At 67.1% G+C, this 16,885-nt stretch carries 14 protein-coding genes; 10 read left to right on the forward strand and 4 right to left on the reverse strand.

The genetic code is table 11. The features are described 5' to 3' along the window. Positions 1–56: 56 nt before the first annotated feature. Complete coding sequence (gene ltrA, locus CKO31_RS13055) at positions 57–1,391, reverse strand: group II intron reverse transcriptase/maturase (protein ID WP_200238111.1); 1,335 nt, start codon at positions 1,389–1,391, stop codon at positions 57–59. Positions 1,392–1,917: 526 nt separating this feature from the next. After that, on the reverse strand, positions 1,918–3,876 hold the full coding sequence (locus CKO31_RS13060; RefSeq protein ID WP_200238114.1) for an SLC13 family permease: 1,959 nt from the start codon (positions 3,874–3,876) through the stop codon (positions 1,918–1,920). Positions 3,877–4,323: 447 nt separating this feature from the next. Here CKO31_RS13060 and CKO31_RS13065 point away from each other — a divergent pair, with 447 nt between their 5' ends. From CKO31_RS13065 to feoB, 3 genes are all read left to right on the forward strand, one after another. Next, complete coding sequence (locus tag CKO31_RS13065) at positions 4,324–4,740, forward strand: globin domain-containing protein (RefSeq protein ID WP_200238116.1); 417 nt, start codon at positions 4,324–4,326, stop codon at positions 4,738–4,740. A 96-nt stretch (positions 4,741–4,836) separates the two neighbouring features. Continuing rightward, positions 4,837–5,145, forward strand: a complete 309-nt coding sequence (locus CKO31_RS13070; RefSeq protein ID WP_242475350.1) for a FeoA family protein — start codon at positions 4,837–4,839, stop codon at positions 5,143–5,145. A gap of 136 nt (positions 5,146–5,281) precedes the next feature. After that, the gene (gene feoB / locus CKO31_RS13075) at positions 5,282–7,654 is read left to right on the forward strand and encodes a Fe(2+) transporter permease subunit FeoB (protein WP_200238118.1); all 2,373 of its coding nucleotides are present in this window, start codon (positions 5,282–5,284) and stop codon (positions 7,652–7,654) included. A 243-nt stretch (positions 7,655–7,897) separates the two neighbouring features. Here the strand turns inward: feoB and CKO31_RS13080 are convergent, their stop codons facing one another. Continuing rightward, complete coding sequence (locus tag CKO31_RS13080; protein ID WP_200238121.1) at positions 7,898–8,221, reverse strand: PIN domain-containing protein; 324 nt, start codon at positions 8,219–8,221, stop codon at positions 7,898–7,900. A 9-nt stretch (positions 8,222–8,230) separates the two neighbouring features. Beyond that, positions 8,231–8,482: a FitA-like ribbon-helix-helix domain-containing protein gene (locus CKO31_RS13085; protein ID WP_200238123.1), complete on the reverse strand. Its 252-nt coding sequence runs from the start codon at positions 8,480–8,482 to the stop codon at positions 8,231–8,233. Positions 8,483–8,875: 393 nt separating this feature from the next. On the opposite strand from CKO31_RS13085, the gene ileS reads away from it, so the two are divergent. From ileS to CKO31_RS13120, 7 genes are all read left to right on the forward strand, one after another. Next, the gene (gene ileS / locus CKO31_RS13090) at positions 8,876–11,737 is read left to right on the forward strand and encodes an isoleucine--tRNA ligase (RefSeq protein ID WP_200238124.1); all 2,862 of its coding nucleotides are present in this window, start codon (positions 8,876–8,878) and stop codon (positions 11,735–11,737) included. A gap of 962 nt (positions 11,738–12,699) precedes the next feature. Beyond that, positions 12,700–13,713 (forward strand): metallophosphoesterase family protein, encoded by a 1,014-nt coding sequence (locus CKO31_RS13095; RefSeq protein WP_200238127.1) that lies wholly within the window; start codon positions 12,700–12,702, stop codon positions 13,711–13,713. Positions 13,714–13,885: 172 nt separating this feature from the next. Then, complete coding sequence (locus tag CKO31_RS13100) at positions 13,886–14,416, forward strand: c-type cytochrome (RefSeq protein ID WP_200238129.1); 531 nt, start codon at positions 13,886–13,888, stop codon at positions 14,414–14,416. Between the two features lie 60 nt (positions 14,417–14,476). Continuing rightward, positions 14,477–15,052: an Lcl C-terminal domain-containing protein gene (locus CKO31_RS13105; RefSeq protein ID WP_200238131.1), complete on the forward strand. Its 576-nt coding sequence runs from the start codon at positions 14,477–14,479 to the stop codon at positions 15,050–15,052. Beyond that, complete coding sequence (locus CKO31_RS13110; protein WP_200238133.1) at positions 15,049–15,540, forward strand: thiosulfate oxidation carrier protein SoxY; 492 nt, start codon at positions 15,049–15,051, stop codon at positions 15,538–15,540. The genes CKO31_RS13105 and CKO31_RS13110 overlap by 4 nt, the downstream gene beginning before the upstream one ends. 31 nt (positions 15,541–15,571) lie before the next feature. Beyond that, on the forward strand, positions 15,572–15,883 hold the full coding sequence (gene soxZ, locus CKO31_RS13115) for a thiosulfate oxidation carrier complex protein SoxZ (protein WP_200238135.1): 312 nt from the start codon (positions 15,572–15,574) through the stop codon (positions 15,881–15,883). A gap of 179 nt (positions 15,884–16,062) precedes the next feature. Continuing rightward, entirely contained in the window at positions 16,063–16,389 is a 327-nt protein-coding gene (locus CKO31_RS13120) for a high-potential iron-sulfur protein (protein WP_200238136.1), read from the forward strand. Positions 16,390–16,885 lie beyond the last annotated feature (496 nt).

A 16,885-nucleotide genomic window follows, 5' to 3' on the forward strand; every position in this document is an offset into this window, starting at 1 on the left:
ATCTCTGCCATGCGACGGTTCGGCGCCCGACTCCTCGCAGAACCGGACTTGGAGTGTTACACCATCCGGCTCCCAGTCTGAGTCTTCCACCAAGGGACGGGGTAGAGGTCGTGGACGATTCGAGCCCTCGGCAGCCACCGGCGAAGATACGCGTCGAACTGCTTCCAGGTGAGCGAGCGCTTCTGGCTACGTCGGTTCAGCCATTTGAACAGCAGGCCGGTCGCGAAGTAGACATAGCTCGAGACCCAGCGGCTGTTGCCGCTGACGCCGTAGTACTGGATGTGTCCGCGCAGATGCCGAGCGAGAAATGCCACCATCGCGTTGCCTCCTTGGGCGCGCATTGCCCGCAGGCGTGCATTGAGGGCCGTGAGCTGCTTGCGTACGCGCTTGCCGTCGCTCTTGCGACCGACGACGAATCGCCCGCGCCGACTGCGGCCCACGTAGTGGGTGAAGCCGAGGAAGCTGAAGGTCCGTGGTCCCTCGTACTCGACGCGCCTGCGGCCCAGCATGGCGCTGCCGAATGCCAGCAGCGCGGTCTTGCTCGGCTCGACTTCCAGGTCGAATTGCGCCAGGCGCTCGGTCATCGCCGCCATGAACGCGCGCGCGTCCGCCTCGTGCTCGAAACAGGCCACATAGTCGTCGGCGTAGCGAATCAAGTAGGCTTTGCCCGTGCAGCTGCGCACGAAACGCTCCTCGAACCACAGATCCAGGACGTAGTGCAGATAGATGTTGCTGAGCACGGGCGAGACCAGTCCGCCTTGCGGCGTCCCTTCCACGCCGGCCGTGAATGCGCCGTCTTCCATGATGCCGGCCTTCAGAAACCGCCGGATGATCCGCAACAGGTTCGGATCGCCGATGCGGTGCTCCAGAAAGCGCAGCAGGTGGGCATGGGAGACATGGTCGAAGAAGCCTTTGATGTCGGCTTCCACCACCCATTGCGTCCGTTCGTTGGTGATGACCTCGGCCACGCGGCGCAGCGCGTCGTGCGCACTGCGTCCGGGGCGAAAGCCAAAGGAGCAGTTCCGGAACTCCGGCTCCCAGATGGCCTGCAGGATCAGGCTGAGCCGGTCCTGCACCAGCCGGTCTTCGAAGGCGGGCACACCCAGCGGCCGCATGCGACCGTCCCCTTTCGGAATGTAGGTGCGCCGCGCCGGCTGCGGCCGATAGCCCAGTCGGCGTATCCGCGCCGACAAGTCCTCCAGGCGCGCCTGCACGCCCTCGGCATAGTCCGCTTTGGTTACCCCATCGATTCCAGGCGCCTTGCGTCCGTCCTGGCGCCCGAAGCTCTCGCGCAACCCGTCGGGGTCCCCCAGGAGCCCCATCAGGGCGGTGAACCGCGTCTGCGGCTCCTCGCGCGCCTTGAGTGTGAAACGCTCTAGTTTGGTTGTCACGGTCAGAGTCCTCTCAGCGTAGGGCCGTGTATCACTCTCACGTTGTCTCAGACCGCCACCCCTTTGCTCGACCCGCATTACCAGGCGTCACAGCTCGTATGGGTGGCTCCGACTTCCACGCACCACCGCCTGCGTCCTCGCTTTTACACTTGTTCGCAGGTGCCCGCCTCCAGCGGACCGATGCGCGGATCTCCCTGGTTACCACGCGCTCTCGATGTCAGGCTCGACACGGCCTCGGACCCCGGGGAGTACCCACGCCACTCGCCAGAACGCAGCGCGGATTGTTGCCTGCCGGAGGGACAAGCCCGTCGGCACTCTCCAACGCAAAACTTTTCGGGGCTCTACACCTTCAAGGTCGGCATCACCCGTTACCTTTGCACCTCGCCTGCTTATCTGGCCTACGCATCGACACGGCTGTTACCACCCGCGCCGCAAGGCTCGATACTGGGCTCGCGGCTCACGATTACCCAGGCGGGACTCTCACCCGCTAGAACACGCGGCCTTGCCAGGCCGCACTGACCCCTTTTTAGAAGACGAGGTTCAGCATCAGCAGCGAGACGATCAGGAAGAGTACGGTCATGATGCCGCCGGCGCGCATATAGTCCGGCACCCGGTAGCCGCCGGGGCCCATGATCAGCGCGTTGACCTGGTGGGTGGGGATAAGGAAGGAGTTGGACGTGGCGATGGCCACGGTGAGCGCAAACACGGCCGGATTGGCGCCGGCGCCCAGCGCCATGTTCACCGCTAGCGGCACCAGCAGGACGGTGGCGCCGACGTTGGACATCACCAGGGTGAAGAAGGTCGCCAGCACCGCCAGCGCCGCCTGGATGACCCAGATGGGCACGTCGCCGAGCGCCGTCAGGGTCTGATCGGCGATCCAGGCCGCGGTGCCCGTCTGCTCCACGGCGATGCCGAGTGGAATCAACGAGGCCAGCAGGAACACGGTCTTCCAGCTCACAGCCTCGTAGGCCTCGTCGATAGAGAGCACGCCGGTGAGGATCATGCCGACGGCGCCCGTCAACAGGGCCACGGACAGCATCAGGTCCGTGAACAGCACCAGGCTCAGGGTGATGGCGAAGAACAAGAGCGCCAGGGGCACCTTGTGCGGGCGCAGCTCCTCGTGCGGATATTCGGTGGTGACGACCACGAAGTCGCGATCTTTCTCCAGTCGTGCCAAGTCCATCCAGGTGGTGTGCACCACCAGGGTGTCGCCCGGCTTGAAGGGCATATCGCGCACGCCGCCCTTCTCGAAGGTCAGGGTGTCGTCGCCGCGGCGGATGGCGAGCACGGAGAGGCCATAGACCTTGCGCAGCCACAGGTCCCGGGCGGACTTGCCGATGACGCTGGAGCCCGGTGGGATGACGATCTCCGCGATACCCGCCTTGCCGGGCGAGAGGGCATCGGCGAAGACCTCGGTCTCGGGCTTCACCTCGACGCCGGTGTCGGCGACGAAGGCGTCGAAGGGCTCTTGGCCGCCGAGCAGGCCCAGGAAGGTGCCGGCCTCGATGCCAACGCTACGGTCCACGCCGGCGGAGCCGAGGCGTACGCCGTCGCCCTTCTCCACGGCGGCCACGCGCACGTGCCAGCGCCGCTCCATGGCGTCGACGCTGGTACCCACCAGGGGACTGTCCGGCGGCACCCGGACCTCCCGCACCGTGAAGTCGCTGAAGCCGTAGGTCTCGCCGTAGTACTGGCTGGGGTCCGTGGCCTCGATGAGGTCCGTGCCGCGGGACGGCAGCACCAGGCGCCCGAACACCACGAAATAGACGATGCCCGCCGCCAGCAACGCCAGACCGATGGGCGTGACGTCGAAGAGCTCGAAGGTCCCCATCGGCGCCACGCCCTCCGGCAGGGACTGGTTGGAGGTGCGAATCAGGTCATTCAGCAGGATGAGCGGGCTCGAGCCCACCATGGTCATGGTGCCGCCGAGGATGGCGCAGAAGCCCATGGGCATCAGCAGCCGGCTCATGGGCAGGCGCGTGCGCGCGGAGATGCGGCTCACCACCGGCAGGAACAGCGCCGCCGCGCCGACGTTCTGCATGAAGGAGGAGATCACGCCGACGGTGCCGGAGATCAGCGGGATGATGCGCGCCTCGGTGCTACCGCCCACGCGCATGATGAAGCTCGCCACCTGCGACATGATGCCGGTCTTGTCGAGCCCCGCGCCGATGATCATCACCGCGATGATGGAAATCACGGCGTTGGACGCGAAGCCGTCGAAGAGGTTGCTGACGGGCACCAAGCCCGCATCCAGGCCCATCACCGGCGCGAACAGCGTCGTCAGCCCCAGCAGCACCATGACCGTGACGGCGGCGACGTCCACGCCCACCACCTCGAAGGCGAACAAGAAAATAGTCAGTGTCAGGATGGCCATGACCCAGGCCATCTCCACCGAGGGCACCTGCCCCGCCATCCAGATGGCGAACAGCGCGAAGGCGGCGGCGGCGAAGTCCTGCAACGTCAGGTGCCGGAAGAATGCGGACATGGGCTGACCTCGTTCGTCGTGCTGCGGGCTTGTCGTTGTCCGGGCGCCTGTGCCGGCCGGGATGCCAGTCGCCCGCGCTCGGCCGAGCGGATGCCGGCGTGCAACGGATGGTGCGCGAGCCGACGCCCGCTGGTGCTACCTGGTCTGGCGGCACTCGGGCCAGAGCCTTGCGGGGCTGCCGCCGGTCCCGTAGCTCAAAGCCAGCCATCTTAACTTAAGCGACCGCTGATGATCCGCCTGCTGGAATCGACTTCGCCCACCCAAAGCACAGGTTTGGCCACAGGCCGAGGCCCATGCAACGGCGAGGCCGCGAGCGCGCGACGTTGAACCCCCGCAAACCCTCGCCTAGTATCCAGTCAGGGGCGGAGCCGGGCGGCCCGCAACAGCGGCAAGCCGCATTGCCTCCAGGCCCGGCCCCAGTCGCAACCCTCCACTGGTACGCAAGCGATGAATCCGCAAACCGCCGCCCTGGTGCGCGATACCTGGGCCGAGATCGTGCCGATGCGCAAGCAGGTCTGCGCTGACTTCTATCAGCGGCTGTTCACCCGCTATCCGGAGCTGCGCCCGCTGTTCAAGGGGAACATCGAGCGGCAGACGGCACTGTTCGTGACCATGCTCAACACCGTGGTGAGCGCACTGGACAATCCGAAACCGGTGGTGCCCCTGATCAAGGCGGTGGGCGCCCGTCACGCGGACTATGGCGTCGAGGATGCGGACTACGACAAGTTCGCCGCCGTACTGCTGGATAGCTTCGCCGATGCCCTGGGCGCGCGCTTCACCCCGCAGGTGCGCCGCGCCTGGGCCGAGGTCTATGCGGAGCTCTCGGCCACCATGCGCCAGGGAGCCGAAGAAGCCGTCGATTGACGCAGCGCAGCAATCCGGCAATTGTCATTCACGCTCACCGCTCGGCGTACTAGCATCATTAAGAAGCGTTCGCATTTTCCTTCGGACCGACCTCTGATGCAGCAATCCGTCTCCTTCACCCCGAGCACCACCACCGATCCCGATGCCATGGGCCTCGGTCGCCTGCCGCCCGGCGTCAGCGCAAGACTTCAGGCGATCCAGGGCGGGCGACAGCTCCAGCGCAAGCTCGGTGCGCTGGGACTGCGCGTGGGCAGCGAGCTGCGGGTGGAGCACCGGCGTGGCCGCGGGCTCGTCGTCGCCGCCGGTGCGAGCCGGGTTGCCCTTGGCGGCGGCATCGTCGACAAGCTGCTGGTGGTCCCGTTGCCTGAGGATTCGGGCGGCAACACCGCTGCCGCGGCCAGCTGACCGGCGCGCAGTCCAGCGCTCGGCGGTAGAGAGGCGCCGGACGGCGCCACTGCCAAAAAGCGCCCGTCTGCCGCCCACCGACCCTCTCCTGCGCCGGGGTGCCACCGGCGTCGACGCTCTCGGAAGTACTCGCCCCATGCCCGACGCCCCAACGCCCGCCGGCCCGCTCACCTTCGCCATCGCCGGCAACCCCAACTGCGGCAAATCCGCGCTGTTCAATGCGCTGACGGGCATCCGCCAGACCACCGGCAACTGGCCGGGGGTCACCGTGGAGCGCCGCGAAGGCCGCGCCGAGCTGGACGGCCGCCCGGTGCGGGTCGTGGACCTGCCGGGCATCTACTCGCTCGATGCCAGCTCCCTGGACGAGCGCGTCACCCGCGACTACCTGCTCTCCCGCGAAGCGGACCTGGTGGTGAACGTGCTGGACGCCACCAACCTGGAGCGCCACCTGTACCTGACGGTGCAGCTGCTGGAGATGGGCGTGCCCGTGGTGGTGGCGCTCAACATGATGGACGTGGCAGCCAAGCGCGGCATCGACATCGATACCGCATTGCTCGGCGAGCGCCTGGGCTGCCCGGTGGTGCCGGTGGTGGCGGTCGCCAAGCAGGGCATCACCGAGCTGAGCGCCCGGGCGCTCGGGGTGGTGGACGGCCGCGAGCGCGGCGGCTTCCCGCTGGGGCACGAGGAGATCGTCGACCAGGCCGTGAGCGAGCTCGCGGCGGGCTACACCGCCGCGGGCGCGAACGGCAACGCCCGCTGGCTGGGCCTGAAGCTGCTGGAAGAGGACGACGCCGCCCGGGCGCTGGCCGGCGGGCCATTACTGGAGCAGGCGGCACACTGGCGCACCGCCATCGCCGAGCGCGCCGGCGAGGACGCGGATGCCTATATCGCCGACACCCGCTTCGGCCACGCCCATGCCCTGGCCCGAGGCGCCATGCGCCGGCGCGGCGGCGCCGGCGGCAACCTCTCGGACGCCATCGACCGGGTGGTGCTGAGCCGCCTGTGGGGCATCCCGCTGTTCCTGGCGGTGATGTATCTGATGTTCGTATTCACCATCAGCATCGGCGGCGCCTTCATCGACTTCTTCGACGGCGCCGCCCAGGCGCTCTTCGTCGACGGGCTGGGCGCCGTACTGACGAACCTCGGCGCGCCGCCGGTGCTGCGCCTGGTGCTGGCCGAGGGCATCGGCGGCGGCCTCACGGTGGTGGCCACCTTCATCCCCATCATCGCGAGCCTGTACATCTTCCTGTCGGCGTTGGAGGACTCGGGCTACATGGCCCGCGCCGCCTTCGTCATGGACCGGGCCATGCGCGCCATCGGCCTGCCGGGCAAGGCCTTCGTACCGCTCATCGTCGGCTTCGGATGCAATGTGCCGGCGGTGATGGCCACCCGCACCCTGGAGCGCGAGCGCGAGCGCAAGCTCACCATCCTGATGAACCCCTTCATGTCCTGCGGCGCCCGGCTGCCGGTGTACGTGCTATTCGCGGCCGCCTTCTTCCCGCACCAGGGCCAGAACGTGGTGTTCGCGCTCTATCTCACCGGCATCGCGGTGGCCCTGCTGACCGGGCTGGTGATGAAGCGCACCCTGCTGTCGGGCACCAGCACCGGCTTCATGATGGAGCTGCCGCCCTATCACAGACCCACGCTGCGCGGCGTGCTGCTGCGCACCTGGGATCGGGTCAAGCTCTTCCTGCGCGATGCGGGCAAGGTCATCGTCGTGATGGTGCTGGCGCTGAATCTGCTCGGCTCCATCGGCACCGACGGCAGCCTCGGCGAAACCGACAGCGACGCGTCGGTCCTGGCGGCGGCCAGCCGCACGGCGACGCCGTTGTTCGCGCCCATGGGCATCCAGGCGGACAACTGGCCCGCGGTGCTCGGCATCTTCTCCGGCGTGCTCGCCAAGGAGGTCATCGTCGGGACGCTGGATGCCATGTACGGGCGCATCGCCGCGGACGAGCGGGCGGCGAGCCAGGCAACGGGCGCCGGCGAAGCGCCCGCCGCCGACACCGGCTACGACCTGGGCGCCGCGCTGACCGCCGCCGCCGCCACCGTGCCGGCCAACTTCGCCGGCGTGGTGCGCAGTCTCACCGATCCCCTCGGTCTCGGCGTCGGCGACCTCAGCGACCGCGCCGGCGTCGGCGCCGAGCAGGGCGTGCAGGCCGGCACCTTCGGCGCCATGGAGGCCCGTTTCGACGGTCGCGCCGGCGCCTTCGCCTATCTGCTGTTCGTGCTGCTGTACTTCCCCTGCGTGGCCACGCTGGCGGCCGTGGTGCGCGAGACCGGCGCCGCCTGGGCCACCTTCGTCGCCGCCTGGACCACCGGCATCGCCTTCATCACCGCCACGGCGTTCTACCAGGCCGCGACCTTCTCCCGGCACCCGACAACAGCATCACTCTGGCTCGGCGGCATGCTCGCGGTGCTGGTGGCCGTGTTCATCGGGCTGCGCATCTGGGCGCGGCGTGGTGGGGATGGCGAGCGCCCGCCCACACCGGCGGAGGCAACGGGCTGAGCGCAGCGCTCACGGCCGCACGCTTGGGCTTCACGCCACGGCGCAACGGGCAGTGGCGCGACGGCACCCAAGTCACGCGCGTTGCCCGCCGTAGGTCGGCGCTGAGCGGCAGCGAAGCCCGACAGCCGCGCCCCTTGAGTCAAGACACTGGAGCTGAACGCCTGCGCCCGGTGCACCACTTTGGAAGTCGCGAGCTGGCCGCGGGTACGCCCATTTCAGTCGGCGTCCTGGGTTCGGCGGACTTCAGTCCGCCGCTGGCGAAGGGTCGCCTGGCCTCAGGCTTTCCGCAGTGTTGCGCTGGTCCATGCCAGCGTCGCCGAAGGGGTTGATCAGCTCAAGCCCGCAGGCTTCGAAGTCCTTGACGTTGCGCGTTGCCAGCGCGCAGCTGTTGACCACGGCGACGGCGGCGATCTGCCCGTCGTGAAGTGGAGCGTTGCCGCATCCTGCGCGTTGAGCCACGTCCTGACTGCGGGCGCCGGCGGCGATGTCATAAACTCCGAGACAATGTTTGTATCGAGGATGATCATGGCCGCGCTCCTTACCAATAGCCCGGATGGATGCGACCACAACTCGGTGTCAGTTGCGCTCGTGCGGATCAGCGAAGCCGAGCGGCTCGGTGGTTTCACGCTCGGGGAGGTGCAACGGCTCCCCTCCGTAGGCGGGGCTGAACAGGTCGACTGCCAAGTCGCCGACACGCGCTGGCGTTTCCACGGCCTGCTGAATGATGCGGCGGACCTCCTCTTCCATCGACACGCCGTGCTCGGCGGCGCGGACGCGCAGTCGGCTGATGGTGTTATCGTCGAGCTTGCGAATACTAAGACTGGCCATGGGTGGGATGATCTTGATCAGTTTGCCTTTGCCTCGGCAGGCTAGCGTACGCTGGCATCGCTATCAACGACTGCTTTTTGCTGGCAGGGGCTCGGCGCTGAGGGCGGAGCCTTTGCTCCCGCGTCATCCGACCGCTACTGCCATCCGGCATCGCTCTCCGTAGTTCGCTGTCCGCGATCACTGTGTGCCGAGCGACCAATCCAGAAACATCGGCCCGTCTCGTTGCCGTCGTTGCGCCATGGCGTCCGTCGCGTGACGCAAACATCGCGCTCGCCCCGCGACAGAGCACGGCATCGCCTGCCCAAGCCCCGCCGACATCTCTGATATTCTTGAGCGTTTTCCGCCCCCGGCCGGAGCCGGCGGCAGCGGCCGTTGGCCTGAGGAAGTATCGCCGTGACCGACTACAAGCACACCCTGAACCTACCGAAGACCGGCTTCCCGATGAAGGCCAACCTGGCCCAGCGGGAGCCGGAGATGCTCAAACGCTGGGAGGCGGACGACGTCTACGGCCGGGTGCGCGCCGCCCGCGCCGGCGCCGAGCGATTCGTGCTGCACGACGGGCCGCCCTATGCCAACGGCGAGATCCACATCGGCCACGCCGTCAACAAGGTGCTGAAGGACATCATCGTCAAGGCGCGCACGCTGGACGGCCTGGATGCACCCTATGTGCCGGGCTGGGACTGCCACGGGCTCCCTATCGAGCTGCAAGTGGAGCGCAAAAAGGGCAAGCCCGGGCAGAAGATCAGCGAGACCCAGTTCCGCCGCGCCTGCCGCGACTATGCCGCCCGGCAGGTGGACGGCCAGCGCACGGACTTCAAGCGCCTGGGCGTGCTCGGCGACTGGGACCACCCGTATCTGACCATGGACTACCGCTTCGAGGCGGACATCGTGCGGTCGCTGGCGCGCATCTACGCGCGCGGGCACATCCACCAGGGCAGCAAGCCCGTGCACTGGTGCATCGACTGCGGCTCGGCGCTGGCCGAGGCCGAGGTGGAATACGCCGATAAGACCTCCATGGCCATCGACGTGCGCTTTCGGGTGCTGGACGAGGAGGCGCTCTTCGCCCGCTGCCACGCGGTGCCGGACGGCCATGGCGACGGGCCCATGTCGGTGGTCATCTGGACCACCACCCCCTGGACCCTGCCGGCCAACCAGGCCGTGGCGCTGAGCCCGGAGCTGGAATACGCGCTGGTGCAAACGGACGGTCAGGGGGCAACGGAGCACGGGCGCGAGCGCCTGCTGGTTGCGGAGGGCCTGCTGCGCGACACCATGGACCGCTGGGGCATCGAGCACTACCGGGTCATCGCCTACGGCCGCGGCGACGCCTTCGAGGGCTTGAAGCTCCAACATCCCTTCTACGACCGCGAGGTGCCCGTCATCCTCGGCGAGCACGTGACCCTGGAGGCCGGCACCGGCGCCGTGCACACCGCCCCCGGCCACGGCCTGGACGACTACATCGTCGGCAGCCGCTACAAGCTCGCCGTGGACAACCCGGTGGGCGGCGACGGGCGCTTCCTGCCGGACACGCCGCTGTTTGCCGGGGAGTCGGTCTGGGACGCCAACGAGCAGGTGGTGGAGACGCTGAAGGCCCGCGGCGCCCTGCTCTTGGGCTCGCGCTTTCAGCACAGCTATCCGCATTGCTGGCGGCACAAGACGCCCATCATCTTCCGCGCCACGGCGCAGTGGTTCATCGGCATGGACCAGCAGGGGCTGCGCGCGGAGGCCCTGGAGGAGATCGCCCAGGTACGCTGGATGCCGGATTGGGGTCAGTCACGCATCGACGCCATGGTGCGCAACCGCCCGGACTGGTGCATCTCGCGCCAGCGCACCTGGGGCGTGCCCATTGCGCTGCTGGTGCACAAGCACACGGGTGAGCTGCACCCGCGAAGCGAAGAGCTGATGGCGGCCGTCGCCGAGCGCATCGAGCAGCAGGGCATCGACGCCTGGTTCCAGCTACACCCGGCGGACCTGCTCGGCGAGGCCGAAGGCGCCGACTACGAGAAGGTCCAGGACACGCTGGATGTCTGGTTCGACTCCGGCGTCACCCATGCCTGTGTGCTGGAGCGCGACGACCCCGAGCACGGCTGGCCCGGCCTGTCCGCCCCCGCGGACCTCTACCTGGAGGGCTCGGACCAGCACCGCGGCTGGTTCCAGTCGAGCCTGCTCACCTCCGTGGCCATGACCGGGCACGCGCCCTACCGCCAAGTGCTGACCCACGGCTTCACCGTGGACCAACAGGGGCGCAAGATGTCCAAGTCCCTGGGCAACGTGGTACGCCCGCAGGACGTCATGAAGACCCTGGGCGCCGACATCATTCGCCTGTGGGTAGCCGCCACGGACTACCGCGCCGAGATGGCCGTCTCCGATGAGATCCTGAAGCGCACCGCCGACGCCTACCGGCGCATCCGCAACACGGCCCGCTTCCTGCTCGCCAACCTGCACGGCTTCGACCCGGCGACGGACCTCGTGGCCGCCGCGGACATGATCGAGCTGGACCGCTGGGCGGTGGACCGCGCGCATCAGCTCCAGCAGCAGATCACGGCCGCCTACCAGGACTACCAGTTCCACCAGATCTACCACCGCCTGCACAACTTCTGTGTCGTGGACATGGGCGGCTTCTACCTGGACGTCATCAAAGACCGCCAATACACCACGCAGGCGGACAGCCTGCCGCGGCGCTCCTGCCAGACGGCCATGTATCACATCGTCGAGGCCATGAGCCGCTGGCTCGCGCCCATCCTGAGCTTCACCGCGGACGAGCTCTGGCAGCATATCCCCGGCGAGCGCGACGCCCACGTCTTCACCGCCACCTGGTACGACGGCCTGTTTCCCCTGGATGCGGACGACCCCTATGACCGCGCGCTCTGGACGCAGGCGCTCGCCGTGCGCACCGCCGTCGGCAGGCATCTGGAGGCCGCCCGCAAGGACGGCGTCATCGGCGCCTCGCTGGACGCCGAAGTGGACCTCTACTGCGCACCAGACTTGGCCGAGACCCTGGCGCGCCTCGGCGACGAGCTGCGCTTTGTGCTGATCACCTCCGAGGCCAGGGTGCATCCGCTCGCGGCGCGCCCGGCCGACGCCGCCGACACGGATGTCGACGGACTCGCGGTGCGGGTGAGCCCGAGCCCGCATCCCAAGTGCGTGCGCTGCTGGCACCATCGTGAGGACGTCGGCATCGATGCCGCCCACCCCGAGCTCTGCGGGCGCTGTGTCGACAACGTGGCGGGCGACGGCGAGCAGCGCCGGTTCGCCTGAGCCAGAGCGTCTAAACCTGCCCGGGGCCGACGCAGGCCCCGGTGTTAGCGCAGGCGTCTCGCCGCCGCGCGCCGCCCTCCACCGCTGCTGCGCAGCGACTGCCCCGCCGCCGTTTCAGCTCGCAGCCCCCGCTGCACGGGCTGATGCCCCCTGCCGCCTGTGTCTTCTGCGCGTTACCGCCGTTACACCGCAGCCGGCGCGCCGCGAGTCGTTGCCGCTCGAAGGTCATTACGCCGTTCGTCGGACGGATAAACGTTTTTAATTCAGTATCCGCCTATATTAGCGATCACATTATTACCATATTATATTCTGGTTTTCACTAATACCTACCATACAATTCCATGACAAACGCATCCCATGCACCTTAGAAATACGCGCCATCGCCGAAGTCACTTCCATGATGCAATCACAGGCGCATTAGCAAATGCCCAATTAATGGACCGACCGGATAGGCCAAATAGATCATTCCGATAGAAAAAAATGCACGGGCCTCGCTTGACTGCCTTTGTGCTGTCTATATCCTCACTGGGCGGCTGCTTGGACAAATACCGACAATGTCGCGAGCCAATGAACCGCACACCCCGGCTAAAGCCTATAAGCGCAGACTAATAGTGACCAAGCCGACGAACGGTCCAGACTCGACAAAACTTGTTCAAGCACCAGGAGCGCGCCGAGGCCATCGTGATAAAAAAGCCCGGGCATCGGCCGGCGCTCATTCACAGCGATAACCCAAACCGATGAATCCGAGAAGCATTTTGAACCGTGCACATCCGAATCAGTCTCGGTGAGTGCGACAAGACGCCGATGACAATAAGCCCGGCCCGGGTCATGACGGCCAGCGAGTCTGCCGGCCTGAGAAGGTCGGATCGAAGCGCCGCAACGAGGCAGTCTCCGCGGCGATCCAGCAAAACGGCAGCGCGATGCGTCTGCCCATAAGCCAAACCAAAGGTGGAGTGAAGCCAATGTCCGAAGTGAATCAGAGCAGGCGCGAGTTCCTCGCGTTCAGTGGCAAGGCCGGCGTGGCCACGCTGGTCGCCCAAGCCGCGGGCATCAATCTCGGCATCGTCGATGTCGTCAAAGCAGAGGCCGGCGGCAAGGTCGACCCCTTCCGCTTCGCGATCATCAGCGACGCGCACCTCTACAGCATGGACGATCACAAATTCGACCAGCAGCTGATCGACGCGGTCAACAAAGTCAACAACATGGAGCCCATGCCGGACTTCGTGATGTTCGGCGGTGACGTCGCGCAAAACGGCACCGAAGACCAGTTGGTCAAGGGCAAAGAGATTCTCTCCAGGCTCAAAATGCCCATGAAGATCATCCCGGGCGAGCACGATTGGTATCTCGACATGGGCGAGGCCTGGCGCGGCCTGTTCGGTGACGAGACCTGGTCGTTCGACCACAAGGGCGTGCACTTCGTCGGCTTGAACTCCATCCTGGTCGAGGACTTCTGGACGCCCGCCGGTCTGTCGCCGAAGGAGCGCATGACCGTGATGGAGATGCTGGAGAGCCCGATCCCCGGCCCCTGGGGCGTGCACGAGCAGCAGCTCGAGTGGCTGGCCAAAGACGTGAAGGACCTCGCCCCGAGCACGCCGATCGTCATCTTCACCCACTCACCGCTGTGGGACTACTACCCGCGCTGGAATTTCCAGACGTCCGACGCGCCCGAGATCCGCGAAATTCTGGCGAAGTTCGACAACGTCATGTCCTATCACGGTCATGTGCATCAGACGCTGTTCAACCGCATCGGCAACATGTCGTCGGTCGCGGCCATGAGCACCTCCTGGCCCTGGCCCTACCCGCCCGTGGAGCTGGCCTACCCGGAAACCCGCATGAACCGCGCCGACCCCTCGATCGCCACCGACGGCCAGGGCGTTCAGGTCATCGACCTGAGCGAGAGCTTCGAGGGCCTGGTGCAGTACAAGCCCTTCGAGGACTCCCTGACGCCGTTCATGCAGGACGGCTTCACGGTCTGACCCTCGCGTCATCCCGGGCCGGCGGTCCTCACATCAGGTCCGCCGGCATCGTCCCCCGGCGACGCGCTGGGCAAAAGAGCCATGGCACGCGCGCCATAGAACAGGGCCACTGCTCGGCCCCGAGGCGGTCGCAAGCGCCCGCCCCTCATGAACCCTGGAGGAGTCTCTCTCAATGACAACACGCACTGCCATTCGTCGCGCTCTCGGCATCGGCGGCATCGTCGCAGCGACTGTCGTCGCCAGCACGGTCTTCGCCCGCCCGCCCTTCACCGAGGAAGAGCTCGAGGCGCAGATGGACAGCCTCTACCAGGCCATCCAGACCGGCTACGACCTCTGGCACGGCAGCGAGCCGAGCATGACCAGCAACGGCCTCGCCTGCGCCAACTGTCATCCGGATACCGCCGCCTCCAACCCCCAGACCTTCCCCAAGTACATGACCATGTACGGCGAGGTGGTGCCCTGGCAGGAAATGGTGAATTGGTGCATCGAGAACCCGCAGCTGGGCGAGCGGCTGGATCCCACATCGGCGGAGATGACCGCGATCAAGGCCTACGCGATGTATCTGCATCGCGGGCTGCCGATCGAGCCCGGCCTCGCATCCGAGCAGACCGCGGGCGTGCCGGTTGCATTCGGCACTGGCTTCAAGCGTGAGCCGACGGGTCTGGGCGTCGACACCCGCGAGTACGAGCCCGAGCGCCGCTGAGACCCCTAGCTGGTCCAGCGCGGCCACCCGGGCCGATCACGGGGCGACGGAGCGCCCCGCATGCGTCAAATCTTGTTGACGCGCAACCGGCGGATGCCCACCGAACAGAATGCTATGCGTATTCCCCTAGTTTTGCTGCTGCTGCCGGGCCTGACGACGGCGCTCGCCGACCAGCGCTGCGACACGAGCCAGCACCCGCGCTCGGCCCCCACCGAGCGCTTCACCGTCAACGGTGACGGCACCGTCACCGACAAGGCGTCCGGGCTCATGTGGATGCGCTGCGCATTGGGCCAGGACTGGAACGGCGAGACCTGTGTCGGCAACGCCGAGGACTATGCCTGGTCCTCGACCCGGACCGCCGCCGCCGCCGTCAATGCGAGCGGCGAGCACTTCTTCAGCGATTGGCGCGTGCCCGGCCTGCGCGACCTCGCCATGATCGTCGAGCGCGAGTGCGAGAACCCGCGCATCAATCTAACGATATTCCCCAACACCGCGCCGGCGTTCTTTTGGACCAAGAGCGTGCGCGAGGAGGACCCGCAGAGCCAGGCCTACGCATTGAGCTTCGGCCCCGAGGGCGTGGAGCCGCACGCCAAGACGCTGTCGCACCACCTGCGCTTGGTGCGCACCGCGCAATGACGCAGGTCCCGGAAACACCCCGCGGCGCCGGGCGGCGCCCGGACCAAGGTCGACGGCGCTTGGCGCAGCGCACGGCCGGACTCGTCCTGATGGGCTGCGGTGTGCAGCGACTGGCGCGTGCCGACATTCTGCCGCCGGTCGGTGCCGTGAATGCGGCCCTGGCGGCGCTGGGCGCGGGCACCGAGGCCGGCGCCATCGAGGCGCCCGAGCGCGTCCAGCTGACCCTGCCACAGCGCATCGAGAACGGCGCCGTCGTTCCCGTGACCGTGGAGGCCAGGCTCCCCGATGTGCGCAACGTCTATGTGCTGGCGGACATGAACCCGACGCCCGTTGCCGCTGCGTTTCGTCTGGGCGCCGGTCTGGCCCCACGCCTGTCCGTGCGCGTCAAGCTCGCCGGCAGCGGGCGCGTCTATGGGGCCGTGCGAACTGCCGACGGCCTCTACTGGACGGGCGCAGACGCCACGGTCACCGTCGGCGGCTGTCGCTGACGGCAGCAACCGCCCGCGCCGGCTTGCCATCATGTCCGACGAGATACGCATCCGCAGCAGACGCCGGGACGGCGGCGTCGACGTCATGGTGCTCATGCTGCACCCGATGGAATCCGGGCTGCGGAAAGACGCGCAAGGGCGGCCAGTCGGCGCCCACTACATCACGGCAGCGACCGTCCTGGTCGACGACCGGATGGTTTTGGAGGCCGAGCTTGGCATCACAGTCGCCCGGGACCCGTTGCTGCAGTTCCGACTGGAAGCGCTCCCGACGGGCGCGAGACTACGCGTCCAGTGGCGCGACAATCGGGGGGAACAACAAGTCGCGGAAGCGGACCTGGCCTGAGAATAGGGCCGCTAGCCGATCCCGACGCCAGAACAAAGACCACAAATCGAGCGCGCCGAGAGGACCGCGGCACACCCGCTCACACGTCAGCGGTACCTCCCGGCCCAGGATCCTGGCGGCTGCGGGTACCGCACTCACACAACCATCGATAACACCAGCCAAAGCGAGGAGCTAAAGCCATGAACCCCATTGATCGCCGCAAATTCCTGATGCAGGTCGCCGCCGGTGCCTCGGCGCTGACCCTCGCCCGCTTCGTCGGCGCCGAGGAGGCCAAGCCGGACCTCGACCCCAACGATGCCTACGCCATGGCCATGGGCTTCGTGACCGACACCGCCAATGCCGATGCCGAGAAGTTCCCCAAGCACAGTGCTGACCAGTCCTGCGCCAACTGCCAGCTGTTCCAGGGCCCGGACGGCGCCGAGAAGGGTCCCTGCTCCTTCTTCGGCGGCCGCCAGGTGCCGGCGACCGGCTGGTGCCGAAACTTCAAGCCCAAGAACGCGGCCTAGGAAGCCGCCGACTATTGGCCTTGTCTTACCAAGAGAAGCGCCACTCGATCGAGCTTGCCCTGGCGGCAGCGCAGCGAGCGCTCGGCACAAGCGGCCACTGCGGGCGGCGCCGGATGCGCCGCACCGACAAGGACGGTGACGACGCGCAAGACCAGGGGCGTCTGCGCCGGCGCAGTCGGCACTCTAGCCAAGACAGCCGCGAGCAGAGACAAGGCTGCCCTACATCAGCTCGGCATTCATATGCATTGACAATAATCAACGTCAGGCTAGGCTCAGCTCAGGGCCTGAAGATTGGCCATTCATGCAAAATCCGACAAGGCATTCGGCATTGGCCCGGAAAGGGCGTTGTTTCGAGTGCCTGAGCAGTCAGCGGGCCTGCGCTAGAAGACAGGGCCGCTGCAATTGCGGGGCGTACTGCCCTGCATTGGCGACACCGATCCGTCGGTGTTGCTCAGAAAGGGCGTAGGCGGGCGCCCGGCTGCCATACCCAACACAC

Origin of the sequence: Thiohalocapsa halophila (assembly GCF_016583825.1) — a bacterium.
GTDB lineage: Bacteria > Pseudomonadota > Gammaproteobacteria > Chromatiales > Chromatiaceae > Thiohalocapsa > Thiohalocapsa halophila.

Bases quoted from the DNA above. Each gene is read 5' to 3' on its own strand.
- CKO31_RS13065 (WP_200238116.1), top strand. From the start codon at position 4,324: ATGAATCCGCAAACCGCCGCCCTGGTGCGCGATACCTGGGCCGAGATC.
- CKO31_RS13100 (WP_200238129.1), top strand. From the start codon at position 13,886: ATGACAACACGCACTGCCATTCGTCGCGCTCTCGGCATCGGCGGCATC.
- CKO31_RS13060 (WP_200238114.1), bottom strand. From the start codon at position 3,876: ATGTCCGCATTCTTCCGGCACCTGACGTTGCAGGACTTCGCCGCCGCC.
- CKO31_RS13070 (WP_242475350.1), top strand. From the start codon at position 4,837: ATGCAGCAATCCGTCTCCTTCACCCCGAGCACCACCACCGATCCCGAT.
- CKO31_RS13110 (WP_200238133.1), top strand. From the start codon at position 15,049: ATGACGCAGGTCCCGGAAACACCCCGCGGCGCCGGGCGGCGCCCGGAC.
- CKO31_RS13095 (WP_200238127.1), top strand. From the start codon at position 12,700: ATGTCCGAAGTGAATCAGAGCAGGCGCGAGTTCCTCGCGTTCAGTGGC.
- CKO31_RS13120 (WP_200238136.1), top strand. From the start codon at position 16,063: ATGAACCCCATTGATCGCCGCAAATTCCTGATGCAGGTCGCCGCCGGT.
- soxZ (WP_200238135.1), top strand. From the start codon at position 15,572: ATGTCCGACGAGATACGCATCCGCAGCAGACGCCGGGACGGCGGCGTC.
- CKO31_RS13105 (WP_200238131.1), top strand. From the start codon at position 14,477: ATGCGTCAAATCTTGTTGACGCGCAACCGGCGGATGCCCACCGAACAG.
- CKO31_RS13085 (WP_200238123.1), bottom strand. From the start codon at position 8,482: ATGGCCAGTCTTAGTATTCGCAAGCTCGACGATAACACCATCAGCCGA.
- feoB (WP_200238118.1), top strand. From the start codon at position 5,282: ATGCCCGACGCCCCAACGCCCGCCGGCCCGCTCACCTTCGCCATCGCC.